This is a genomic window from Vibrio ordalii ATCC 33509 (assembly GCA_000257205.1).
Classification (GTDB): domain Bacteria; phylum Pseudomonadota; class Gammaproteobacteria; order Enterobacterales; family Vibrionaceae; genus Vibrio; species Vibrio ordalii.
The window spans coordinates 53,522-77,326 of the sequence record AEZC01000217.1; the positions used below are offsets into that span (position 1 = coordinate 53,522).

Sequence of the window (23,805 nt, forward strand, 5' to 3'; positions counted from 1 at the left end):
CGTTAATTGGTGTTCTTGGTGATAAACATCGCATCACCATAACTAAAGAAACGATATTGATGTTTCACGGCATGCGCGTACGCGGCCATAGTATGCTCATAACCTGCAAAAGCGCTGACGAGCATAATCAGTGTCGACTCTGGCAAGTGGAAGTTGGTGATTAAGCAATCCACCAACTGATATTCATAACCAGGGAAGATGAAAATTTCAGTGTCACCGAAAAAAGGAACCAGCTCAGTGCCCTTTTTAAGCGCATCTTGCGCGGCACTTTCCAGTGAGCGCACCGACGTAGTTCCAACAGCGATCACTCGACCACCACGCGCTTTCGTCGCGTTGACGGCATCGACTACCTCTTGTGGCACTTCAACATATTCTGCATGCATATGGTGATCGTGAATATTGTCGACTCGTACTGGCTGGAAGGTTCCAGCACCAACATGCAAGGTTACATAAGCAAATTCGACGCCTTTCGCTTTGATTTGTTCAAGCAGAGCCTCATCGAAATGCAAACCGGCGGTCGGTGCAGCGACAGCTCCCGGTTTTTGGTTGTATACGGTTTGATAACGCTCTTTATCAGCATCTTCATCAGGACGGTCAATGTAAGGCGGCAACGGCATATGACCAATCTCATTTAAGATCTCCAGTACCGTCTTTGACGCTGTAAAACGAATCTCGAACAACGCGTCATGGCGAGCCACCATCTGTGCATGATATTCGTCACGCTCTCCCAAATACAACTCACTGCCCGGTTTTGGCGGCTTAGATGAGCGAACATGAGCTAAAATCGTCTGTTCATCCAACATTCGTTCGACCAATACTTCCAGTTTTCCGCCTGAAGCTTTGCGCCCAAACATGCGAGCCGGGATGACACGTGTATTGTTAAAAACCAATAAATCGCCGGGCTGAACTCGGTCAAGAACGTCTTTAAATGAGCCATCCGCCAGTTCACCGCTGTTACCGTCTAATTGCAGTAAGCGACTCGCCGTACGTTCAGCCGTTGGGTAACGAGCAATCAGCTCATCGGGAAGTTCAAAGTGAAAGTCTGAAACTTGCATAGTTCTTATCTTGTTCGTTTTGAGTGGATGACGTAATTTTTTTAAGCGCCGTAGTATATACGCAAACTGCTTCGCTCGTCAGACCCAGATCTAAATTTAATGTAATTAAACATGAAAATGGCACCCAATCTTTACGCATCAATCAAAGTAAAAATAGCGGGAGCTCTCAGATCTTTTGCGCAGAAAAAACTATAGTTGAATCAGGTCAATAATAAAAAGGAGCTCGTTATGATCAAAATTGAAGACATGATGACTCGCAACCCCCATACCCTGTTGCGTACACACACGTTAGCCGATGCTAAGCACACTATGGAAGCGTTGGATATTCGCCATATCCCTATCGTCGATCCACACAAAAAACTGCTCGGTATCATTACTCATCGAGATATTCTTGCCGCGCAAGAGTCGAGCTTAAAAAACATCCCTGAAGATCAATCATATACACTGACAACGCCGTTATATGAGGTGATGCATACTGAAATTATGACGGTTGACCCACGAGCGGGCTTAAAAGAGAGTGCCATCTACATGCAAAAACATAAAGTAGGCTGCTTACCCGTTGTAGATAAAGGCCAACTAGTGGGCATTATTACTGACACGGACTTTATTGGAGTAGCTGTTACCTTACTTGAGCTACAAGAAGAGAGTGAACCGGACGAAGTCGATATTGATTAACGCTCACTCCCTATATAAGTACCTCACATAAAAAAGAGCGGCTTACGCCGCTCAAAGGTGTTACACAGATAATGATTGGGAAGTATAGCTAATTAAAATTGGTCTTCTTCGGTAGAGCCCGTTAACGCGGTCACGGAAGAGCTGCCACCTTGGATGGTATTGGTCATCCGGTCAAAGTAACCCGTTCCCACCTCTTGTTGGTGTGCAACAAAGGTATAACCTCTTGATGCTGCTTCAAACTCTGGACGCTGAACTTTCTCAACGTAATGACGCATACCTTCGCCTTGCGCGTAAGCGTGTGCTAACTCAAACATGTTGTACCACATGTTATGAATGCCCGCTAAGGTGATGAATTGATATTTGTACCCCATGTCCGACAACTCTTGCTGGAAACGAGCAATGGTGTCTGCGTCCAAGTTTTTCTCCCAGTTGAAAGAGGGAGAACAGTTATAAGCCAGCAGTTGATCTGGGTATTGCGCTAAAATTGCTTCGGCAAATTGGCGCGCTTCATCCAAATCAGGCTTAGCGGTTTCACACCACACGAGATCAGCATACGGCGCATAAGCGAGGCCGCGTGAAATCGCTTGCTCAATCCCAGCATTCACACGGTAGAAACCTTCTTGAGTACGCTCACCCTGAATGAAATCACGATCGTATTCATCACAATCAGAAGTCAGTAAATCGGCCGCATTTGCATCAGTACGAGCAATAACCAGTGTCGTTGTCCCCGCTACATCAGCAGCTAAACGAGCGGCAATCAATTTTTGAACCGCCTCTTGAGTCGGAACTAAAACCTTGCCGCCCATGTGTCCGCATTTTTTTACTGACGCCAACTGATCTTCAAAGTGCACACCGGCCGCTCCAGCTTCAATCATCGACTTCATCAACTCGTAAGCATTGAGTACGCCACCAAAACCGGCTTCAGCATCGGCCACAATCGGTAAGAAGTAATCAATACCACCTTCATCTTCCGGTGATTTTCCGGCCGCCCACTGAATTTGATCGGCACGACGAAACGAGTTGTTGATGCGCTTGACCACCGATGGAACAGAATCGACTGGATAGAGTGATTGGTCTGGGTACATGGTGGAAGCGGTGTTGTTGTCTGCCGCTACTTGCCAGCCGGAGAGATAAATCGCCTCAATTCCCGCTTTGGCTTGTTGTACCGCTTGGCCACCTGTCAATGCACCCAAACAGTTCACATAACCTTTTTTGGCACTGCCGTTAACCAGTGACCACAATTTATCAGCGCCACATTGGGCCAAGGTGTTGGCTGGAGTGATTGAACCGCGCAGGTCAACCACTTCAGCAGCAGTATAAGTACGCTTTACATTTTTCCAGCGTGGGTTGGTTGCCCAATCTTTTTCTAGAGCTTCGATTTGTTGGCGGCGAGTTAATGTCATGGTCTATCCCTCTTATTTTGATGCGCAAGCGCACTGTCATCCTTTTCTCAGCAGTACGACCTATTCTGCTTTCGAAAACAGCTTCACGTTATTGGTTGTCAGTAATTGGTTATTGGTTATTGGTTATTGGTTATTGGTTATTAGATATTGGTTATTAGATATTGGTTATTAGATATTGGTTTTAAATCTCATCAATCTAGGTAGTCATAACCCGGAACGGTGAGAAAATGAGTCAGCTCATCGCTGGTAGTTAAGCGAGCCATCAATTGTGCCGCTTCGCTAAATCGTCCTTGTGCAAATCGCTGCGTGCCGATTTCCTGTTTCACGACTTCAATTTCTTGCGCAAGATACTGCTCAAAAAGCGCTTTGGTCACAATCTGACCGTTATCCAAGGCTTTTCCATGCTTGATCCATTGCCATATTGACGCTCGAGAAATCTCTGCGGTCGCCGCATCTTCCATCAAACCATAAATGGGGACACAGCCATTACCGGAGATCCATGCTTCGATGTACTGAAGTGCAACTCGAATATTATGACGCATGCCATGTTCGGTACGTTCCCCTTCACACGGGGTCAACAGCTCATTGGCATGAATCGGCGCATCAGACAGACGCGTAACATCTAATTGGTTACAACGTTCGCCAAGTACTTGGTCAAAGACCGCTTTTGCCGTATCCGCTAAACCGGGATGGGCAACCCAAGTACCGTCATGACCATTATTGGCTTCGAGTAATTTATCGTGATGAATTTTATCGAGAACCAACTGATTTTCTTGGGGATCTTTAGCTGGAATGAACGCGGCCATACCGCCCATCGCAAATGCGCCACGCTTATGACAGGTGTAGATCAGTAAGCGTGAATAGGCGTTAAGAAACGGCTTTTCCATTGTGACAACTTGGCGATCGGGTAGCACCCGATCCGGATAATTTTTCAATGTCTTGATATAACTGAAAATGTAATCCCAGCGGCCACAATTTAAGCCGACAATGTGTTCTTTAAGCGAGAACAATATTTCGTCCATCTCGAACACAGCAGGTAAGGTTTCAATCAATACGGTGGCTTTAATGGTGCCAGTTTCTAACCCAAAATACTCTTCGGTAAAATGGAAAACGTCACTCCACCACTTTGCTTCTTGATAGGCCTGAAGTTTTGGAAGATAAAAATAAGGGCCGCTGCCTTTTTTAAGCAATGATTTATAGTTGTTGTAAAAGTAGAGTGCAAAATCAAACAGCGAACCCGGAATACTTTGCCCTGCATATTTAACATGCTTTTCTTTAAGGTGCAGACCCCGTACCCGACAAATGAGCACCGCTGGGTTATCTTTAAGCTGGTAGCACTTACCATTGTCAGGGTTGGTATAGCTAATGGTTCCTTCAATGGCATCACGCAAATTGACTTGCCCATCCAGCACTTTATCCCATGCTGGTGACATCGAATCCTCAAAATCCGCCATGAACACTTTGACGTTAGCATTCAATGCATTGATCACCATTTTTCGGTCGGTTGGCCCCGTAATCTCCACTCGACGATCTTGTAAATCGTGTGGGATACCGAGAATTTTCCAGCTTCCTTCGCGAATATCTTGCGTATCCTTGAGAAAATCCGGCAGTTCTCCGTTATCAATACGTGTTTGTCGCTCTTCTCGAGCATCCAGCAGCGAATCAACACGGCTTGCAAATTTAGCACACAGAGTGGACAAGAAGATTTGGGCTTCTGAAGGGAAAATAGCGTGGTGATGTGAGCCAACGGCACCAACAACCTCAAGCTTGGCTTCGTGGTGTTCTTTACTGAGTACTAACTCTGTTTCTGGGGTCTGTGCAAACATAACGTTCTTCCTTAAACCATTCCAACTACATTTGTAATTTAAAAACTACAAATTCAAATGCTCATTTTTTGCTATCCACTGACTTATCTCTACCGATACTTTCTCTCAGCCAATCCAATATTTCAAGCCTAACCAAGCTAGACATAAGTCTTACAAAACCTTATTAAACCTTACATCAACTCATCATTCAGCAAAAGAGCCAAAGTTAATAAAAGGTTAAAAACAAAGTTTTATCCCGTTTCAAACCCATGTTTGATTTTCCTGCCAAATGTGAAAGTTGTTACGTTATTTAATTACACAACTCAAAAAGGCAGATTTTAGTTTTAAACAGACGTTCGAAATGATGTCAGACGCAGTAAGGCTTGAATTTACGACTAACCGAGCGAGACAGATGCCTTATTTTTAAACGCAAGAGAAAATAGGATGTGTAAAATTGTGGCTGTAAATATTTTTGATTTTATGAAAACTTCATCAAGAATTGTTTGTAAAATTTTACAAGTTTAAAAACACTAACAGAATAAAAAACTAAAAAAAGCCACGTTTAAAGTGACTTTTTGATTTTTTAGGCCAAAGAAAGAGTAAGACTAATCGCTAAAGTAAACCAGAAACCACATCCGCTAACTGCTTAAAAGTGTGAGTTCGCGATGAACTTGGCCGCCAGACTAAACCAATCTCTCGATACGCTTGCTGGCCAGGAGGCTCGATGACCACTAAATTTTGGTTTTCAACTAAGCCATGATTGATTGCCATTTGTGGAATGAAAGTCGTCCCTAAACCATTGGCAACCATCTGCACTAAGGTGTGTAAACTGGTTGCGGTAAATGGATTAATTTTCTCTTTGGCGGTTAACTTGCAAGCCGACACAGCATGATCCGTTAAACAGTGCACATTTTCGAGCAAAAACACCGATTCATCAGGCAGGTCAGCATACTTGATTGGCATACGGATGCTATCCATTTGATGGCGGCTGATCACCATTTTGAATGGATCAATCCCCACGACTCGGCTCTCCATTTTGCCGATATCGACAGGCAAAGCCAAAATCAACACATCAAGCTCACCATGGCGCAGTGCAGCCAAAAGGTTCGTCGTCGTATCTTCTCGCAATAATAAGTTCAACTTAGGAAAGCGGACATTCACTTCTTGCACTAAATCACACAGTAAAAATGGAGCAATGGTTGGAATGCAACCTAACTTAAGTTGCCCCTGCATCTCATCGCCTTGACAAACCTTGCCGAGTTCCACTAAATCTTGCCCTTTGGCAAGCAATTCTCTTCCTTGGCTAACAACCAGCTCTCCTGCTTGAGTAAACACTAACGGAGCTTTCTTGTCCTTTTCATAAAGCGGGCAGCCTATTAATTCCTCTAAATTTTGGATCCCTTTACTTAGGGTAGATTGACTAACAAAACAACGTTCAGCGGCATCACTAAAATGTCGTGTTTCGTGGAGTGTTACTAAATAATGCAACTGCTTCAAACTAGGCCATTTATTCATCGTTCTACTATTATCTTATTTTGTGTGCCGTTTCTGATTTCGCCATTAGAACTCATCGTTTTTTTCGATGAGACTAATCTATTTATTTCGCTTTTTACTATCCTACAATCTGTACTATAGTTTGTCTCGTTCAAAAACGGACTAGGCCAGTACTCATCACTGGTTTGGAACTAAATCTCATTCTTAGGAGCAAAAAAATGGTACTAGTTGGTCGTAAAGCCCCTGATTTTACTGCAGCAGCTGTTCTTGGTAACGGTGAAATCGTTGATAGCTTCAACTTCGCAGAATTTACTAAAGGTAAGAAAGCGGTTGTTTTCTTCTACCCACTAGACTTCACTTTCGTTTGCCCATCAGAGCTTATCGCTTTTGACAAACGCTTCGAAGATTTCCAAGCGAAAGGCGTTGAAGTAATCGGTGTATCTATCGATTCTCAATTCTCTCACAACGCATGGCGTAACACCGCTATCGAAAACGGCGGTATTGGCCAAGTGAAATACCCGCTAATCGCTGACGTGAAGCACGAAATCTGTAAAGCGTACGATGTTGAGCACCCAGAAGCCGGCGTTGCTTTCCGTGGTTCTTTCCTCATCGACGAAGATGGTCTTGTACGTCACCAAGTTGTCAACGACCTACCACTAGGCCGTAACATCGACGAAATGCTACGTATGGTTGATGCGCTTAACTTCCACCAAAAGAATGGTGAAGTGTGCCCAGCACAGTGGGAAGAAGGTAAAGCCGGTATGGATGCATCTCCAAAAGGTGTTGCAGCATTCCTAGCTGAGCACTCAGACGACCTAGGCAAGAAATAATTCTCCTTAGCCCGCGCTCAACTCGGGTCAATGGTTGGACATATAATAAAGCGTAAAACGCATCGCCAATCAGTTAAGAAGTAAAGTCCTTATCCAAGCCCAAAGCTAACGCTTTGGGCTTTTTCGTTGTCGTTCATTTAGCGAAAATGAGGCAGCATTGGTTGGTAAACTTTACCCCTATTTCTCACCTCAATCACACTGACGTCACTACTCTAACTTGCTAACATTAACCAAATTTTTCCAGCAGGATTTTGCTATGAATATTCAAGTTGAAGTGTGTATTGATAATATTGAATCGCTACACAACGCCATTAAAGGCGGGGCTACTCGCATTGAATTGTGTTCGTCGCTCGCATTGGGTGGACTGACGCCCAGCTTTGGTTTAATGAAAAAGGCCGCGCAAATTTCGAGCGTTCCTGTTTATGCGATGATTCGTCCACGTCAAGGAGACTTTCTTTATGATCAGGATGATCTCGATTCGATGTTGATCGATATCGAGATGGCAAAACAGGCGGGACTAGACGGCATCGTCTTTGGTATTTTGAATCCAAATCGCACCATCAACCTTGAAGCAAGCTTACTGATGATGCAAGCCGCGCAAGGGCTGGGTACCACTTTCCACCGTGCGATTGATCAATGCCACAGCTATGAACAAGCGATTGAAGACATTGCAAAATTAGGGTGTGAGCGTGTACTTACTTCAGGGTTAGCGCCAGATGCCTATGCTGGACGAGCCGTAATTGCACACATGGTGAAACTGGCGAATGGTCGATTCTCTATTATGGCTGGGGCTGGCTTAAACGCATCAAACGTGGCTGACATTATCCGTGAAACGGGCATCACTGAAGTGCATTTGTCCGGCAAAACCACGCGTGCAAGTAGCATGGATATGATCGCCAATGCGGTGAAAATGGGCCAAGAGTCTGTCGATGACACCCTCATCCCAATTACCGATCCGGCTAAAATCCAAGAGGTATTACGCCAGCTTTCTTAACTTCGGCGACCGTTATGTCTTGATGTAAGGTGAATCACTTTCCTTCACCTTACTTTACCCAAAAGGCTATTTGAGGATGTCATCAATCGATTGTTTACCTAAGTGGCGCACATCCTTACCTTTAACAAAATAGATGATGTATTCGCAAATATTCTGGCAGCGATCACCAACACGTTCGATGGCTCGTGCAGACCACATGACTTGTAATATATGTGGGATATTTTTAGGGTCTTCCATCATATAGGTCATCAGTTGGCGGATCACTGCTTCATATTCGGCATCCAGCTTGTCATCCAAGCGGTACACTTCAGCAGCCGATTCAAGATCCATCCGCGCAAACGCATCCAACACTTGGTGCAACATTGCAATGGCTTGCCGGCATAAGGGTTCAAGAGAAACTCGAAATTTGCTCTCTTTAGGTGAAGGGCTTTCGATAGTGACGTAGGCAATTTTGGTGGCAACATCACCAATTCGTTCAAGGTCGGTAATGGTTTTGATGATCGCCATGATCAAGCGCAGATCCTTGGCTGTCGGTTGTCGCTTAGCGATAATACGCGTGCAAGCCTCATCAATAGAGACTTCCATCGCATTCACTTTGTGATCATCCCGAACGACTTTTCTGGCCAGATCGGCATCATCTTTATGCAATGCTTGCATCGCAAAAGAGAGTTGTTGCTCCACCAGCCCGCCCATCGTCAATACATGAGTGCGAATCGATTCAAGTTCAACATTGAACTGTCCTGAAATGTGGCGACCTAGATGCATCATCGTTCCTTTTGAATATCGCTATTGACGAAAGTATTAACCATATCGACCAGTAATATAGTCTTCCGTTTGTTTTTTCAATGGGGAGGTGAAAATAGAGTCAGTATCCGCATACTCAATCAATTTCCCCATATGGATAAAAGCCGTATGATCGCTCACTCTTGCCGCTTGTTGCATGTTATGCGTCACAATCACCACTGTGTATTTGGTTTTGAGATCGTTAATCAACTCTTCGATGGTCAAAGTAGAAATAGGGTCTAACGCGGACGTTGGCTCATCAAGCAACAGCACCTCTGGCTCAATAGCAATCGCTCTGGCGATCACTAAGCGTTGCTGCTGCCCACCCGAAAGGCCAAATGCATTTTCATGTAGGCGATGCTTCACTTCATCCCATAACGCAGCGGCTCTTAAAGCTCGCTCAACGGAGTCATCTAAAGTACGGCTATTTTTAATTCCCTGTAGACGAAGCCCATACACTACGTTTTCATAAATGGATTTCGGAAATGGGTTGGGTCGTTGGAATACCATCCCCACTCGGCGGCGCAACGTGGCAACATCCACATCTGGGTGATAGACGTTTCTACCATGAAGTTTGACTTCACCTTCAACTCGACACCCTTCGACCAGATCGTTCATCCGGTTAATACAGCGCAGTAAGGTTGATTTACCACAACCGGAAGGGCCGATAAACGCCGTTACTTGTCCTTTGGGAATACGCATTGAGATATGGCTCAGCGCACAAGTCTGTTTATAGAACAGATTCAGATCTTCAATCGCAATCGCCGTTTGTTGATCGCTCAGATTATTAACATCTAACGGGGCGTGATAACCCAAAGTTTGATTGATGGAAAACATAATTAATCTTGCCCTAACGTTCGATACTTCTCACGCAAGTTATTGCGGATACTGATGGCCGTTAAATTCAGTGCCACAATCACTGTCACCAATAAAAATGAAGTGGCGTACACCAGTGGCCTAGCCGCTTCGATGTTGGTCGTTTGGAAACCAACATCGTAAATATGAAAACCTAAGTGCATGAATTTTCGCTCAAGATGTACAAAGGGAAATTCGCCATCTACAGGAAAACTTGACGCCAGTTTGACCACACCCACCAGCATCAAAGGGGCAACCTCACCCGCGGCTCGCGCAATGGCGAGAATAAGCCCAGTAATAATCGCAGGGCTTGCCATCGGCAATACTATGCGCCAAATCGTCTCAAAATGGGTAGCGCCCAATGCTAACGAGCCATGGCGTACTGCGCTGGGAATCCGTGTTAACCCTTCTTCAGTCGTTACAATCACTACGGGTAGAGTTAACACGGCTAATGTGAGCGCCGACCACAGTAATCCAGGCGTGCCAAAAGTAGGGGCCGGTAACCTTTCGCTATAGAGTAGCGTATCAATCGATGAGCCTATGGTGTAAACAAAAAAACCCAGACCAAACACCCCATAAACAATCGATGGCACACCAGCAAGGTTGATAACCGCAACACGAATGATACGAGTAAACAGATTCTCTTTTGCGTATTCATGCAGATAAATAGCCGCCACAACACCAAGTGGCATGACGATAATCGACATCAACAACACCAACAGCACGGTACCAAAGATGGCTGGAAATACGCCGCCTTCAGAGTTCGATTCGCGGGGATCTTCTGATAGGAAGAGCCACACCTGCTTTCCCCACTGGACCAATTTTTGCGCCAAAGTCATATCATTGGGATACCAAATATCGAGAATTTGGCTAAGTGGAATCGCCACTCGTTGCCCACTCATCTCTTCAACAATCAACGACGGCCCATTCATTTGCTGGCGCAGCGCATCTAACTTTTGTTCGGCAATAGCTAATTGGCTATCCCAATCCTGCTTTTTATGAAAATAGTGCTCTAAATAGGTTCGTTCTAGCTTTCCATTGAGTTCTTTACGACGCTTCTCTAAACGTAATTTTTCGGCGGCAAAGCCAATGACTCGGATCTCTTGGTCAATCACATCGTCCATTTGCTCTCTCAATAACGTGACATCCTGCATTCCTGCAGCGAGCATGGTTTGAACATCCGAACTCTCGCTTCCATCGGTTTGCACATAAGCAATCGGCTTGCCATAAAACTGTCCGTTACTCTTACGTTCTATTACCGCCCACCCGCTAGGCATTTGTTTATCCGACAGTTTAACATCCAGTATCGAGACAAAGTCCGCATGATTTCGCTCTCGGTTAGCGACTTTGATACTGAGCCGCTTCACTTGCCCAGCATCCAGTATGGCTTTGGGCCACGTAATATCTAACGCTCTTAAGTGTGTTAATGGCACATTTTCCTCAGAGTAGAGCTGACCAACCAGTGCTTGTCCCTCTTGAGTTTGCCATTGATAAAGTGGCGTCGGCCAAAAATAGGTTAATCCTTTCCAACCAATAAACAGGAGCAAGCCCAATACCGAAATCAGGCTGATGCTGACAGCACCGCCTGTTAACCATATCCAAGGTGAACCTGATTGAAACCACTTAAACATTTATGATGATTTTTCCCAATTGATTACAAAGCACCTTGATTACAAAGCGCGATATTTGGCACGCAACCTTTGTCTGACCCATTCAGCAATCGAGTTGACACAAAAGGTGAACATGAGTAGCAATAGTGCCGCTAAAAAAAGCAACCGATAATGGGAGCTCCCCACTTCCGACTCTGGTAACTCAACCGCAATCGTTGCCGATAAGGTGCGCATCCCTTCTAAAATATTCCAATCTAAAATAGGTGTATTACCCGTCGCCATAAGAACGATCATTGTTTCTCCGACGGCTCGCCCCAAACCCATCATGATCGCCGAGAATATGCCAGGACTTGCCGTTAACAACACCACTTTGGTTAATGTCTGCCAAGGTGTTGCGCCTAATGCTAATGACCCATCAGAAAGATGTTTAGGTACGGAAAAGATCGCATCTTCCGCAATAGTGAAAATGGTTGGAATGACGGCAAAGCCCATAGCAAAACCAACCACCAGCGCATTACGCTGATCAAAATCGATGCCGTTTTGCGCGAGATAAATCTGAATATCGCCATCAAATAGCCAAGCTTCAATTTGGCTGCTATGCGAAAAGATAACGACTGCACTAACGACTAATACGGGGATTAGTATCAATGCGTGCCACCCATTTGAAAAATTTCGCACCCACGCTCTCGGTAATAGGTGCCAACCTAGTCCAACGAGTAACATCACAATGGGTAAAAATAGCAGCAACGCTCCGACCGCCGCGAGATGGCTTTCAATTAATGGCGCAAACCACAACCCCGCTAAAAAACCAATAATGACGGTTGGTAACGCTTCCATCAATTCAATCGACGGCTTCACCACTCGGCGCATTCTCGGTGACATAAAATAAGCCGTGTAAATCGCGCCAAACACCGCAATCGGTATCGCAAATAACATTGCGTATGCTGCGGCCTTAAGAGTGCCAAAGGCTATCGGTACTAGGCTAAACTTAGGCTCAAATTCATCGTTCGCTGACGTCGATTGCCACACATATTGAGGCTCTGGATAACTTTCGTACCACACTTTTTGCCACAATGATGAGAGTGATATTTCAGGATAATCATTATCCACTTTTGCCACGCTGATCTTCTGCTCGCTCAACGTAGCGAGATAAAGCTCATTATTGGACATGGCGGCTAATTGAGGGGCTTTGTTGTACATCCTCTCAAACAACACCAGTTTTTCACTGGTCGTATAGTGACTTTGGATTGTGCCATTAGGGTAGAAACTGTAGAAACCTTTGCGATAAGTATCCGGCAGTAACAGCGTCACCTGCGGCGCTAATTTAAACTTACGAATCTGAGTCAGTTGACGTTCTTCATTTTGCAGCACATCAAACCATTGTGACACTAAGCCGTTACGGTGAGTCACCAGTAGCGAATAAGCACCGGACAATAAGTTGATTTGTGTCACGGCTCGATCAGAATTACCTTGGCTTAAATCAACCACTTCTCGCACGAAATAACCTTGACGACTCTTAACTGCAACAACCAATTCGGACCCTGAGCGAAGATAAAGCGTTTTACCATCTGGCGTAAAAAGCAATTGGTCCAAAGAAGGAAATGAGCCTTGAAACACAAAGCGCTGAATTGACTCGACGTTATCACTCGCCAAGGTTTGTACTATCACTTCATCATTGTCGAGATAAGAAGCAAAGAAAATAAGCTCATCGGTAACGGAAAAGGCAAACTGGCGCAATGTTTGCGCTTTATGAGTCAGCCGAAAGGTAGAGGGTAAACTGACGCGCTCAAGATAAGGAGAAAACTGACGACCTTCCACGCTATGCAGATAACTGAATTTAGGGCGAGCAATAAAGACCTCTCCCGCCACATTGCTAGCGGCAAACCACCCATCCAGCGGGGGAGCTTGGCTAAAAAGATCAACGCGAATCGGGAGATGATCCGACCACAATGCGTGTTCCGTTTTGCCGTCCAAGGGCCAAAAGTTCATGCTGCCGTCAAGGTCAACAACAAAAGCATTCTCACCGTATTCATCTATGGCCAAAAATTGAGGATTGGATGTACTTACACTCACTTGCGCCACGTTACTTTCAATTTTTGCACTACCAAAAAGAGGGAAAACAACCATCGCAAGATAGACAAAAATCAGCACTAAAGCGCCAAGCACACTCACGCCACCAAAACTCACTGCAAGGCGAACCAAACGATCTTTTATAAGCCGTTTTCTGTCACGTTCCTTCAATGAAAATTCACTTGGTGCCATCAATCTCTCTACTCTTTTTTTTGTCTGCGTATAATATGTAATTTTCGTGACAAGTATATTACAACTCGCAATAAACGACTGAAAATAAAACAACTATACTCAAGTTCTGCGCTTGAAATAAAAATGTCACATAAAAGGCATAATTTGCATGAACATCAATACCCGAATTGATTGCTGTGCAGGATCGCACATCAACATGCAGAGGGTGAATCATTTAAAACGTCAATGAGTAAAAAGGTAACATGAATGAGTACGGACAAGTTGTATGTCGACAAGGAATTGAGCTGGCTTTCATTTAATGAACGCGTATTGCAAGAAGCCGCAGATAAGACCGTGCCTTTAATCGAAAGAATACGATTTTTAGGTATTTTTTCTAACAATTTGGATGAGTTCTATAAAGTTCGCTTTTCTGATGTAAAACGGCAAATTTTGATCAACCGCGAACGTGGTGGTAACGATACTACCAAGCATTTGCTGACACGAATGCAAAGTAAGGCGTTCAAACTCAACCAAGATTTCGACAATCTCTATAATGAGCTGATTTTAGAAATGGCACGTCGCCGTATCTTCTTGGTTAATGAAACGCAGTTGGATGAGACTCAAAAAAAATGGATCACTAAGTATTTCCATAAAGAAGTGCGCCCGCATATTACACCGCTGCTCATGACTGACGACATTGATGTCATGCAATTTTTGAAAGATGAATACGCCTACATTGCCGTTGATCTCAAACACAATGACCGCAGCCAATATGCGCTGATTGAAATCCAGACAGACCACCTACCGCGCTTTGTCATGGTGCCGGAGCAAAATGGCAAACGCCGCAAAACCATCATCTTATTGGACAACATCATTCGCCACTGTCTCGATGAGATTTTCCGCGGATTTTTTGACTATGAAGAGCTCACGGGTTACGCGATGAAAATGACACGTGATGCGGAATATGACTTGCGACGGGAAGTCGAATACAGTTTGTTAGAACAGATGTCAGAAGGGTTGAATCAACGCTTAAGTGCTATGCCCGTACGCTTTGTTTATGAACGTGAAATGCCGACAAAAATGCTTAAATTCTTGTGCGAAAAACTCAAAATATCGCACTATGATAGCCTGCTTCCTGGTGGTCGTTACCATAACTTTAAAGATTTTATTGGGTTCCCAAACGTGGGGCGTGACTATTTAGAAAACAAGCCGCTACCACCCATGCAATGTGCTGACTTTGAAGGTTTTGCCAATGCATTTGATGCGATTCGCGCTCAGGATATTCTACTTCACTATCCTTACCACTCATTTGAACACATTACCGAGTTGGTAAGGCAAGCCTCGTTTGATCCCAAAGTGATCAGCATCAAAATCAATATTTATCGTGTTGCCAAAGATTCTCGCTTAATGAATTCGCTCGTCGATGCAGTACACAATGGCAAACGAGTGGTGGTAGTGGTTGAGTTACAAGCACGGTTTGATGAAGAAGCCAACATTGAATGGTCCCGTATTTTAACCGAAGCGGGGGTCCAAGTAATTTTTGGTGCCCCCGGACTAAAAATTCACTCTAAGTTACTGCTGATTAGCCGCAAAGAACAGGATAGCATCGTTCGCTACGCACACATCGGCACGGGCAACTTCCATGAAAAAACCGCCCGTATCTATACGGACTTTTCACTACTAACCGCCGACAATGAAATTGCTACCGAAGTACGAAACGTGTTTGGCTATATTGAAAACCCTTACCGCCCAGTTAAATTTAGCCATCTCATTGTGTCGCCAAGAAACTCTCGTATTCAGCTTTATCGATTAATCGACAGTGAAATCGCCAATGTGAAACTTGGTAAAAAAGCCGCAATCACTTTAAAGTTAAATAACTTAGTGGATAAAGGGTTGATCAATAAACTGTATGGTGCGAGTAGCGCGGGCGTACAAATTAAGATGATCGTCCGGGGCATGTGTTCACTGGTTCCGGGAATTGAGGGCGTGAGTGACAATATCAAAATCATCAGCATCGTTGATCGCTTTTTGGAGCACCCTCGTGTCATTATTACGCACAATGATGGCAACCCGCTGGTGTATATCTCCTCTGCCGATTGGATGACGCGCAATATCGATCATCGTATCGAAGTAACCACACCAATTCGTGACCCACGTTTGAAACAGCGTATGATTGACATAATGAATTTACAATTTACCGATACAGTGAAAGCGCGATGGATAGACAAAGAGATGAGCAATAATTATGTAGAACGTGGTAACCGTAAAAAAGTGCGTTCGCAATTTGCCATCTACGACTATCTTAAGAATGTAGAAAGACAGACCAGAAAGAGCAAAGAACCCTTACATGACAATCAACCCAACTAATACTATTCGCGATATTGCGGCCATCGATTTAGGCTCTAACAGCTTTCATATGGTGGTGGCCAAAGTCGTCGATCAAAATCTGCAACTGGTGAGCCGTCATAAGCAACGTGTACGCTTGGCGGCTGGGTTAGATGAACAAAAAAATTTGGATGCCGATGCCATAGAGCGAGGACTTGAATGCTTAGCAATGTTTGCCGAGCGGCTACAAGGTTTTGAACCTGAAAACGTTCGCATCGCGGCCACGCATACGCTGCGTCAAGCCAATAATGCTCATACATTCTTGCAACTAGCCAAACAGGTACTGCCTTTCCCTATTGAAATCATTCCCGGAGTCGAAGAGGCACGCTTAATTTATTTAGGCGTGGCGCATACTCAACCTCAAGCAGCGTCTATGTTGGTGGTGGATATCGGTGGCGGCAGTACCGAAATGGTGATTGGTCAAGGGTTTGAACCAGATCTAATCAACAGTAAACAAATGGGATGTGTCAGCTATACCAACCGTTATTTCGCGGATGGTAGGCTTTCAAGCAGAAACTTCGCTCATGCGATATTAGCCGCCGAGCAAAAAATCGAATCTATTGCGGCGAAATATCGCAAAAAAGGGTGGGAAGTCGCCTTCGGCTCGTCAGGAACCATCAAAGCCATTCACGAAGTACTGATTGGTTTGGGCTTTGATGATGGCATCATCACGCTTGAGCGAGTCAATAAACTCATTGAAAAACTCTGTGAATGGCAAAGTATTGATGAGATCGAACTCAGCGCGTTGACTGACGATAGAAAACCCGTTTTTGCTGCGGGAGTTGCCATTTTAAGCGCGGTTTTAAAATCGCTGCGTGTGAAAGAGATGCATTTTTCTGATGGTGCATTACGAGAAGGCTTACTTTATGAGATGGAAGATCGGTTCAAATATTCCGATATCCGTTTACGCACTACTGAAAACCTCGCGATGAAGCATCTGGTAGACTTGGAGCATGCCGCTAAAGTAAAAGGTCACGCGAAAGAGTTCCTACAAAATGTAGCCTCAGAGCTGGGATTAAAAAAAGGCAGCGAACTGTTTGATCTTTTGGAATGGGGAGCGTTATTGCATGAAGTGGGTTTGAGCATCAGCTTACAAGGCTTTCATCGGCACTCTGCTTATATCTTGCGTCACACCAACATGCCCGGTTTTAACAGCGAACAGCAACAGGTACTGTCGACCTTAGCGCGCTTTCAACGCAAATCCCTCAAGCTGCAAGAAATGAATGATTTCACCTTGTTTAAGAAAAAGCACATTATTGGCCTCATTCGCGTGCTGCGTTTAGCGATTGTTGTCAATAGCCAGCGTAATGATGATCCTCTTCCTGAGCTAACACTTAGCGCAAAGGATGATGAATGGAAGCTGGAATGTGAAGATGCCCACTGGTTGGAAAACAACAAATTATTACATGCGGATCTTATTTGTGAACAACAGCATTGGCGAAGTGTCGGTTGGCAACTCAATTTTTGATTTGAGCAGTTGGATTTGATAAAAAAATAGCGAGCGTTTAGCTCGCTATTTTATGCCCACTTTAGCGAGTTCTTGCAGAGCAAACTCGGCACTGACAGGCACATAACCATCTTTCCCAACAATCGCTTGTCCTTGCTTAGAAAAAATGAAACGGATAAATTCTCGCTGCATGGGTGGCAGATCCTGATTAGGGTGTTTATTCACATACACATACAAATAGCGAGATAACGGATAAGCACCTGATAGAATATTTTCATAACTTGCGGCAATAAACTGATCGCCTTGTTTGGCTATCGGAATCAATTTCACACCAGAAACCTGATAACCAACACCAGAATAACCGATAGTATTGATCGATGAAGCAACCGATTGTACAACCGATGCCGATCCCGGCTGCTCGTTTACTCCCTTTTTGAAATCGCCACCACACAGTGCGTTTTGTTTGAAATAGCCATAAGTTCCCGACACCGAATTTCGGCCAAACAGTTGAATTCCCCGCTTGGCCCAATCCTCATCAATGCCCAATTGCGCCCAAGTATTAGTCGGTTGTGTTGCACCGCAGCGTAACGTGGATGAGAAAATACTGTCTAATTGAGTAAAATTAAGCCCTTTGATTGAATTATCTCGATGTACAAAAATACCAATGGCATCTATCGCAACCCGCAATGCCGTCGGCTTATAACCGTGAGCGCGTTCAAATGCTTCAATCTCACGACCACGCATCGGGCGACTCATTGGGCCAAATTGCGCCGTTCCTTCAGTTAAAGCAGGAGGCGCAGTGGAAGAACCTGAGGCTTGTACTTGAGCATTGATATTTGGGTAAATTGTCTTAAACTCTTCAACCCACAGCGTCGTCATTCCTGCCAGTGTGTCTGACCCCACCGATAGCAGACTACCTACAACACCGTTAGTTTTGGAGTAATCCACGAGTGGCTGAGCGCTCACGGCGTTCGTGGTAACCAGCAAATAAAAACAGAGAAAGGCTGTAAATATGCGATGTCTCATGACGACACAACCAAACGTTTAGGCAAAATAAAAGAGAATTTGCTGCCAACGCCCACTTCACTGTGAATCTGCAAATGCGTGTCATGATGTGACAATGCATGCTTAACAATCGCGAGCCCAAGCCCACTTCCTCCGGTATCTCGCGAACGAGCTTTATCGACACGATAAAAACGTTCCGTTAAACGATGTAAATGCTGTGGCTCGATCCCTTCCCCTTTATCCACCACGTCTAAACAAGCACCTTGCGCGTTTTGATACCAACGCACATTAATTTCCGCTCCTGGAGGCGTATATTTGACAGCGTTATAAATAAGGTTTGATATAGCACTGCGTAGTTGATCTTCATCGGCCAATACTTTAAGTCGCTTATCGACATCAAAATGCAGTCGGTGATGATGATCACCACTTAAACTGATCGCTTCTTTTTCAAGTACTTCCAACATAGCCGGAACATCAACCACTTCATCCAGCTCATGCATCGGCGCCGCTTCAATTTTTGACAACGTCAGCAGTTGATTGACTAAACTGTTCATGCGGTTTAACTGTTCAGTCATCACTCCATGTGCCTTGGGCCACATCGGCCCTACCAGCATGTCAGGGTCTTCTGTCATCTCAAGATACCCTTGCAGCACCGTCATTGGGGTTCTCAGTTCATGAGAAACGTTAGCAAAGAAATTTCGGCGCATGCCTTCTAACTGTTTCAACTGAGTGACATCACGCACAACCATCAAATGCTCACCTTCTGTGTAAGGCACAATACGCAGCTCTAACATACGCTCAACATTAAGTGGAGAGCGCATTTCAAGTGGTTCTGTGAAATCATCTTTTTGCAGATATTTGATAAAATCAGGGGTGCGCAATAAATTTGAGATAGGTTGACCTGCATCGTCTGGCCAGCGAAAACCGAGTAGGTGCTGTGCAAGTCGGTTACACCAAACAATGTTCCCTTCATCACGAAACACCACCACCGCATCGGGTAGCGACTCAGCCCCGTTACGAAAGCGGCGGATCAAATTGGTCAGTTCTTTGCGTTTTTTACGTTGGCGTTGCTGTAAACGATAAATCCCATTAAACAGGTATTCCCAATTTCCAGTCCCAGAAGGCGGCGTTAAACGTTTTTCATCCCACAACCAAGCCGACAAGCGCATTTGGTTATGCAAATGCCAAATTAATTGCAACGCCGTAGCCGCTAGCAGCAGCCAAGCCATATGGCCAAAGATCCAGCCAACGACAATCCAAGGAGAGTAAAAAAAAGCCAGCTCCCAAGCCAGCCTTTTCCACGTTAAACGTTCAACCATTTCGTACCTTAATTAATCCTTTATGTTCTGGATGAAAAGCGATAGCCGGCACCACGCACTGTTTGAATTAATTTATCATGGCCAGCCTCTTCTAACGCTTTTCTCAGACGGCGTATATGAACATCGACAGTGCGGTCTTCAACATAAACGTTGGTACCCCACACATTGTTCAATAACTGTTCACGGCTATAGACGCGTTCTTGATGCGTCATAAAGAAGTGTAGCATTTTGAATTCCGTCGGCCCCATCTCTAAGGCATTATCATTAGCCGTTACTCGATGAGAGACAGGATCTAACTTCAATCCTTGCACGTCGATCGCATCTTCCAGTGCTGTCGGTGTGACGCGCCGGATAACTGCTTTCAAACGAGCGACCAACTCTTTAGGCGAAAAAGGTTTGGTTATGTAATCATCCGCACCCACTTCAAGGCCGCGAACTTTATCTTCTTCTTCACCACGGGCGGTTAACATCACAACCGGAATGTTGCGTGTTAATTCTTCACGCTTCATATGCTTAATAAAGTTGATACCACTCCCGCCGGGCAACATCCAATCTAATAACACAAGATCGGGAAAGGGTTCAGCCAGTTTACTCACCGCCGTGTCGTAATCTTCCGCTTCAACAGCTTGATAACCTTTTTGTTCAAGCACGAAACACAACATTTCGCGAATGGGTGCTTCGTCTTCAACAACCAGAATCCTTCTAGACATTTGAATAACCTTTCTATGTAATCAACGCTATGCATTATGGGAAACAATTATGACACTTTTGTGACCTTTGCAAACAATTTTTCATATAAGTTTCTTATCAAGTTCATGATTATATTTTGAAATTGATTTAAGACTTTAGCTTTCAAATCCCCTATCATGTTGCGTCTTCTAATTAAGTAAGAGAAAGAATATGTGGTTTAAAAACTGTATGGTTTATCGTGTTAATCGCGATGTAGAATTCAACGCCGATCAGCTCGAAAAACAACTGGCCGAATTTCGTTTTACGCCATGCGGCAGCCAAGATAAGCAAAAATTTGGTTGGGTTAACGCAATGGGTAAACACGGCGACATGATGACCCACGTTTCTGAAGACCGTATTCTGATCTGCGCGAAAAAAGAAGAAAAGATGTTACCTGCTTCGGTCATTAAAGATTCTTTGAATGCCAAAGTTGAAGCGATGGAAGTGGAAGAAGGGCGACCTCTCAAGAAAAAGGAGAAGGAAAGCCTCAAGGAAGATATTGTCATCGATCTCCTACCTAGAGCATTTAGCCGCAGCAATCTCACCTTTGTGCTTATCCTACCCAAGCAAGGCTTCATTTTAGTCGATGCCGCAAGCTACAAAAAAGCTGAAGACGTTTTGGCGCTGCTACGCAAAACCATGGGTAGCCTACCCGTAGTACCTGCGATCCCAGAACAAGCGGTAGAAACAACACTTACTCAGTGGGTTAAAAGTGGCGAACTACCACCAGGGTTTAGCTTGTTGGATGAAGCTGAATTAAAGTCGTTATTAGAAGATGGCGCAGTGATCCGTTGTAAGAAACAAGAACTAACAAGCGATGAGATCTTAAGCCATATTGAAGCCAATAAAGTTGTCACTAAACTGGCATTGAACTGGCAAGATCGCCTGAGCTTTATTCTGGCTGAAGATTGTAGCATTAAGCGTTTGGCATTTAGCGATGAGCTCAAAGAACAAAATGAAGATATTCCACGAGAAGAGCAAGCGGCTCGCTTTGATGCCGATTTCTCATTAATGTGTGGTGAAATGTCGGCATTTTTGCCTAACTTATTTGACGTTCTCGGCGGCCTTCCTCACCCGAACGCTTAACAAAAGCATCATGCAAAAGCCCAATACCCTTAAAAGTATTGGGCTTTTTTGTATCGCTTACGATCCCTACTAGGCATAAGGTTATTTTTAACGTAAAATTTGCGCCCCTCCAATACCATCAGGTGGTATTGGCCTGACTTGAGATCAGATTAGAGAAAAACAATGAGCACACATACCCCTTTTATCCCCGAGTTACTATCACCGGCAGGCAGCCTAAAAAACATGCGTTATGCGTTTGCCTATGGCGCAGATGCCGTTTATGCCGGCCAACCTCGTTATAGCCTTCGTGTACGCAACAACGAATTTAACCATGAAAACCTACAAATCGGCATCGATGAAGCACATGCTTTGGGTAAAAAATTGTACGTGGTTTGTAATATTCAACCCCACAACTCAAAACTTAAGACATTCATCCGAGATCTAAAGCCTGTGGTTGAAATGGGACCTGATGCGCTCATTATGTCTGACCCAGGGCTTATCATGATGGTTCGTGAAGCATTTCCTGAAATGCCTATTCACCTTTCAGTTCAAGCCAATGCTGTTAACTGGGCAACGGTTAAGTTCTGGGCATCCCAAGGCGTTGAACGAGTGATCCTATCACGCGAACTTTCGTTGGAAGAAATTGAAGAAATCCGTGAGCAATGTCCAACGACCGAACTCGAAATTTTTGTTCATGGCGCATTATGCATGGCTTATTCAGGTCGCTGTCTATTGTCTGGCTACATTAATAAACGTGATCCAAACCAAGGAACATGCACTAATGCATGTCGTTGGGAATACAAAGTTGAATCAGCCAAAGAAGACGAAACCGGTCAAATTGTCGAGAAATTTGATCCAGCATCAGTTCAAACTATCGAGATACAAGAAGAGCGCCCTGATAATACACTTGGTTTAGGCAAACCAATTGATGATGTGGTTTTGCTTTCAGAAAGCCATCGCCCAGAAGAGAAGATGGCCGCTTTTGAAGACGAACATGGCACCTACATTATGAACTCAAAAGATCTACGAGCCGTACAGCATGTAGAACGATTGACTAAAATGGGCGTGCATTCATTGAAAATAGAAGGTCGTACTAAATCTTTCTATTATTGCGCTCGCACAGCTCAAGTATACCGCAAAGCAATTGATGACGCAGTTTCAGGTAAACCATTTGATGAAAGCCTGATGGGCACTTTAGAAAGCCTTGCACACCGTGGCTATACCGAAGGTTTCTTGCGACGCCATACACACGATACTTATCAAAACTACGACTATGGCTATTCAGTCTCAGATTCACAGCAATTTGTTGGCGAATTTACGGGCAAACGTCGTGGTGCAATGGCTGAAGTTGAAGTTAAAAACAAATTTATCTTAGGTGATAGTTTAGAGCTGATGACCCCAAAAGGGAATGTTGTCTTCAGACTTGAGGCAATGGAAAACCGCAAAGGTGAAACTGTTGATGACGCAAAAGGAAACGGTCACTTTGTTTATATCCCGGTTCCTGAAGAGTTGGATTTAAACTTTGCTCTGCTAATGCGTAACTTGAATGCTGGACAAGATACTCGTAACCCCGTAGGTAAATAGTCATGGCATTATTGATCACCAGTAAATGCATTAACTGTGACATGTGTGATCCGGAATGCCCAAATGGCGCAATCTCTATGGGTAACCGGATCTATGAAATTGATCCTAATCTATGTACTGAATGCAAAGGACATTACGACAAGCCCACCTGTCAATCCGTATGCCCGATAACTAACTGCATCATTACCGATCCTGAACACATAGAAACTGAACATCAACTTCTTGAAAAATTCGTCGTTATTCAAGGTTTAACCTAATCATTGTAAAAGAGCCCAATCTTAACGATTGGGCTCTTTTTTTGACCATGGACAGCTTACACAATATCGACTTCAAAAAACTGGCGAACCAACAAAAATTTATCAAATGAAAACGAGATTACTCGCTCTCGCTCACTTTAAAGATGCCCACTCTCGCACCCAAATTGCCCACTTTCTTAAAGTGAGTAGTACCAGTTCAATAAGTGGGTGCAAACCTTCCTTGAAGAAGGCCTAGAGGAACTTAAGGAAATACTGTTTTACTCAAGCGG

20 protein-coding genes are annotated in these 23,805 nt (G+C 44.4%); 9 read left to right on the top strand and 11 right to left on the bottom strand.

Annotated elements, in window-relative coordinates; translation table 11 throughout:
- Positions 1-2 precede the first annotated feature (2 nt).
- Positions 3-1,055 carry a tRNA preQ1(34) S-adenosylmethionine ribosyltransferase-isomerase QueA gene (gene queA, locus VOR_RS0114510; protein ID WP_010320419.1) on the bottom strand — a complete coding sequence of 351 codons (1,053 nt, stop codon included), beginning with the start codon at positions 1,053-1,055 and terminating at the stop codon, positions 3-5.
- A 228-nt stretch (positions 1,056-1,283) separates the two neighbouring features.
- Here queA and VOR_RS0114515 point away from each other — a divergent pair, with 228 nt between their 5' ends.
- Positions 1,284-1,730: a CBS domain-containing protein gene (locus VOR_RS0114515; protein ID WP_010320420.1), complete on the top strand. Its 447-nt coding sequence runs from the start codon at positions 1,284-1,286 to the stop codon at positions 1,728-1,730.
- A gap of 92 nt (positions 1,731-1,822) precedes the next feature.
- Here the strand turns inward: VOR_RS0114515 and aceA are convergent, their stop codons facing one another.
- The gene (aceA, locus tag VOR_RS0114520; protein WP_010320421.1) at positions 1,823-3,133 is read right to left on the bottom strand and encodes an isocitrate lyase; all 1,311 of its coding nucleotides are present in this window, start codon (positions 3,131-3,133) and stop codon (positions 1,823-1,825) included.
- Between aceA and VOR_RS18945 the strand changes: the two genes are divergently transcribed.
- The gene (locus VOR_RS18945) at positions 3,132-3,305 is read left to right on the top strand and encodes a hypothetical protein (RefSeq protein ID WP_010320422.1); all 174 of its coding nucleotides are present in this window, start codon (positions 3,132-3,134) and stop codon (positions 3,303-3,305) included. The two genes, aceA and VOR_RS18945, sit on opposite strands and share 2 nt — an antisense overlap.
- A gap of 19 nt (positions 3,306-3,324) precedes the next feature.
- Here VOR_RS18945 and aceB read toward each other — a convergent pair whose 3' ends face one another.
- On the bottom strand, positions 3,325-4,959 hold the full coding sequence (gene aceB, locus VOR_RS0114530) for a malate synthase A (protein WP_010320423.1): 1,635 nt from the start codon (positions 4,957-4,959) through the stop codon (positions 3,325-3,327).
- 591 nt (positions 4,960-5,550) lie between these two features.
- Positions 5,551-6,453 carry a hydrogen peroxide-inducible genes activator gene (locus VOR_RS0114535; RefSeq protein WP_010320424.1) on the bottom strand — a complete coding sequence of 301 codons (903 nt, stop codon included), beginning with the start codon at positions 6,451-6,453 and terminating at the stop codon, positions 5,551-5,553.
- Between the two features lie 197 nt (positions 6,454-6,650).
- Between VOR_RS0114535 and VOR_RS0114540 the strand changes: the two genes are divergently transcribed.
- Positions 6,651-7,262: a peroxiredoxin C gene (locus VOR_RS0114540; RefSeq protein ID WP_010320425.1), complete on the top strand. Its 612-nt coding sequence runs from the start codon at positions 6,651-6,653 to the stop codon at positions 7,260-7,262.
- A gap of 256 nt (positions 7,263-7,518) precedes the next feature.
- Positions 7,519-8,256, top strand: coding sequence for a copper homeostasis protein CutC (locus tag VOR_RS0114545; RefSeq protein ID WP_010320426.1), 738 nt, complete (start codon positions 7,519-7,521; stop codon positions 8,254-8,256).
- Between the two features lie 66 nt (positions 8,257-8,322).
- On the opposite strand, the gene phoU is transcribed toward VOR_RS0114545, so the two are convergent.
- Genes phoU through VOR_RS0114565 form a run of 4 tightly spaced genes read right to left on the bottom strand, consistent with a single transcriptional unit; the run spans position 8,323 to position 13,766 of the window.
- On the bottom strand, positions 8,323-9,021 hold the full coding sequence (gene phoU / locus VOR_RS0114550; RefSeq protein ID WP_010320427.1) for a phosphate signaling complex protein PhoU: 699 nt from the start codon (positions 9,019-9,021) through the stop codon (positions 8,323-8,325).
- Positions 9,022-9,057: 36 nt separating this feature from the next.
- The gene (pstB, locus tag VOR_RS0114555; protein WP_010320428.1) at positions 9,058-9,876 is read right to left on the bottom strand and encodes a phosphate ABC transporter ATP-binding protein PstB; all 819 of its coding nucleotides are present in this window, start codon (positions 9,874-9,876) and stop codon (positions 9,058-9,060) included.
- A gap of 2 nt (positions 9,877-9,878) precedes the next feature.
- A complete protein-coding gene (gene pstA, locus VOR_RS0114560; RefSeq protein ID WP_010320429.1) occupies positions 9,879-11,525 on the bottom strand; it encodes a phosphate ABC transporter permease PstA in 1,647 nt (548 codons plus the stop codon).
- A 39-nt stretch (positions 11,526-11,564) separates the two neighbouring features.
- The gene (locus VOR_RS0114565; protein ID WP_010320430.1) at positions 11,565-13,766 is read right to left on the bottom strand and encodes an ABC transporter permease subunit; all 2,202 of its coding nucleotides are present in this window, start codon (positions 13,764-13,766) and stop codon (positions 11,565-11,567) included.
- A gap of 246 nt (positions 13,767-14,012) precedes the next feature.
- On the opposite strand from VOR_RS0114565, the gene ppk1 reads away from it, so the two are divergent.
- Both ppk1 and ppx read left to right on the top strand, forming a co-directional pair.
- A complete protein-coding gene (ppk1, locus tag VOR_RS0114570) occupies positions 14,013-16,112 on the top strand; it encodes a polyphosphate kinase 1 (protein WP_010320431.1) in 2,100 nt (699 codons plus the stop codon).
- Positions 16,093-17,598, top strand: a complete 1,506-nt coding sequence (ppx, locus tag VOR_RS0114575; protein ID WP_010320432.1) for an exopolyphosphatase — start codon at positions 16,093-16,095, stop codon at positions 17,596-17,598. Before ppk1 ends, ppx begins: the two co-directional genes overlap by 20 nt.
- 45 nt (positions 17,599-17,643) lie before the next feature.
- On the opposite strand, the gene VOR_RS0114580 is transcribed toward ppx, so the two are convergent.
- Genes VOR_RS0114580 through phoB form a run of 3 tightly spaced genes read right to left on the bottom strand, consistent with a single transcriptional unit; the run spans position 17,644 to position 20,611 of the window.
- Positions 17,644-18,603, bottom strand: a complete 960-nt coding sequence (locus tag VOR_RS0114580; RefSeq protein ID WP_010320433.1) for a PstS family phosphate ABC transporter substrate-binding protein — start codon at positions 18,601-18,603, stop codon at positions 17,644-17,646.
- Positions 18,600-19,901, bottom strand: a complete 1,302-nt coding sequence (gene phoR, locus VOR_RS0114585) for a phosphate regulon sensor histidine kinase PhoR (RefSeq protein ID WP_010320434.1) — start codon at positions 19,899-19,901, stop codon at positions 18,600-18,602. The genes VOR_RS0114580 and phoR overlap by 4 nt, the downstream gene beginning before the upstream one ends.
- A gap of 20 nt (positions 19,902-19,921) precedes the next feature.
- Positions 19,922-20,611, bottom strand: coding sequence for a phosphate regulon transcriptional regulator PhoB (gene phoB, locus VOR_RS0114590; protein WP_010320435.1), 690 nt, complete (start codon positions 20,609-20,611; stop codon positions 19,922-19,924).
- 190 nt (positions 20,612-20,801) lie between these two features.
- Between phoB and rdgC the strand changes: the two genes are divergently transcribed.
- From rdgC to VOR_RS18555, 3 genes are all read left to right on the top strand, one after another.
- Entirely contained in the window at positions 20,802-21,716 is a 915-nt protein-coding gene (gene rdgC, locus VOR_RS0114595; RefSeq protein ID WP_010320437.1) for a recombination-associated protein RdgC, read from the top strand.
- A gap of 162 nt (positions 21,717-21,878) precedes the next feature.
- Positions 21,879-23,279 carry a prephenate-dependent tRNA uridine(34) hydroxylase TrhP gene (gene trhP / locus VOR_RS0114600; protein WP_010320438.1) on the top strand — a complete coding sequence of 467 codons (1,401 nt, stop codon included), beginning with the start codon at positions 21,879-21,881 and terminating at the stop codon, positions 23,277-23,279.
- A 2-nt stretch (positions 23,280-23,281) separates the two neighbouring features.
- Positions 23,282-23,536, top strand: coding sequence for a YfhL family 4Fe-4S dicluster ferredoxin (locus VOR_RS18555; protein ID WP_010320439.1), 255 nt, complete (start codon positions 23,282-23,284; stop codon positions 23,534-23,536).
- The last annotated feature ends 269 nt before the right edge of the window (positions 23,537-23,805 follow it).

Excerpts from the sequence above, each read along its gene's own strand:
- VOR_RS18945 (WP_010320422.1), top strand. The coding sequence starts at position 3,132 with ATGGTCTATCCCTCTTATTTTGATGCGCAAGCGCACTGTCATCCTTTT.
- ppk1 (WP_010320431.1), top strand. The coding sequence starts at position 14,013 with ATGAGTACGGACAAGTTGTATGTCGACAAGGAATTGAGCTGGCTTTCA.
- phoB (WP_010320435.1), bottom strand. The coding sequence starts at position 20,611 with ATGTCTAGAAGGATTCTGGTTGTTGAAGACGAAGCACCCATTCGCGAA.
- VOR_RS0114535 (WP_010320424.1), bottom strand. The coding sequence starts at position 6,453 with ATGAATAAATGGCCTAGTTTGAAGCAGTTGCATTATTTAGTAACACTC.
- VOR_RS0114515 (WP_010320420.1), top strand. The coding sequence starts at position 1,284 with ATGATCAAAATTGAAGACATGATGACTCGCAACCCCCATACCCTGTTG.
- ppx (WP_010320432.1), top strand. The coding sequence starts at position 16,093 with ATGACAATCAACCCAACTAATACTATTCGCGATATTGCGGCCATCGAT.
- rdgC (WP_010320437.1), top strand. The coding sequence starts at position 20,802 with ATGTGGTTTAAAAACTGTATGGTTTATCGTGTTAATCGCGATGTAGAA.
- queA (WP_010320419.1), bottom strand. The coding sequence starts at position 1,055 with ATGCAAGTTTCAGACTTTCACTTTGAACTTCCCGATGAGCTGATTGCT.
- trhP (WP_010320438.1), top strand. The coding sequence starts at position 21,879 with ATGAGCACACATACCCCTTTTATCCCCGAGTTACTATCACCGGCAGGC.
- pstA (WP_010320429.1), bottom strand. The coding sequence starts at position 11,525 with ATGTTTAAGTGGTTTCAATCAGGTTCACCTTGGATATGGTTAACAGGC.
- phoU (WP_010320427.1), bottom strand. The coding sequence starts at position 9,021 with ATGCATCTAGGTCGCCACATTTCAGGACAGTTCAATGTTGAACTTGAA.
- VOR_RS18555 (WP_010320439.1), top strand. The coding sequence starts at position 23,282 with ATGGCATTATTGATCACCAGTAAATGCATTAACTGTGACATGTGTGAT.
- VOR_RS0114580 (WP_010320433.1), bottom strand. The coding sequence starts at position 18,603 with ATGAGACATCGCATATTTACAGCCTTTCTCTGTTTTTATTTGCTGGTT.
- aceB (WP_010320423.1), bottom strand. The coding sequence starts at position 4,959 with ATGTTTGCACAGACCCCAGAAACAGAGTTAGTACTCAGTAAAGAACAC.
- phoR (WP_010320434.1), bottom strand. The coding sequence starts at position 19,901 with ATGGTTGAACGTTTAACGTGGAAAAGGCTGGCTTGGGAGCTGGCTTTT.
- pstB (WP_010320428.1), bottom strand. The coding sequence starts at position 9,876 with ATGTTTTCCATCAATCAAACTTTGGGTTATCACGCCCCGTTAGATGTT.
- VOR_RS0114545 (WP_010320426.1), top strand. The coding sequence starts at position 7,519 with ATGAATATTCAAGTTGAAGTGTGTATTGATAATATTGAATCGCTACAC.
- aceA (WP_010320421.1), bottom strand. The coding sequence starts at position 3,133 with ATGACATTAACTCGCCGCCAACAAATCGAAGCTCTAGAAAAAGATTGG.
- VOR_RS0114565 (WP_010320430.1), bottom strand. The coding sequence starts at position 13,766 with ATGGCACCAAGTGAATTTTCATTGAAGGAACGTGACAGAAAACGGCTT.
- VOR_RS0114540 (WP_010320425.1), top strand. The coding sequence starts at position 6,651 with ATGGTACTAGTTGGTCGTAAAGCCCCTGATTTTACTGCAGCAGCTGTT.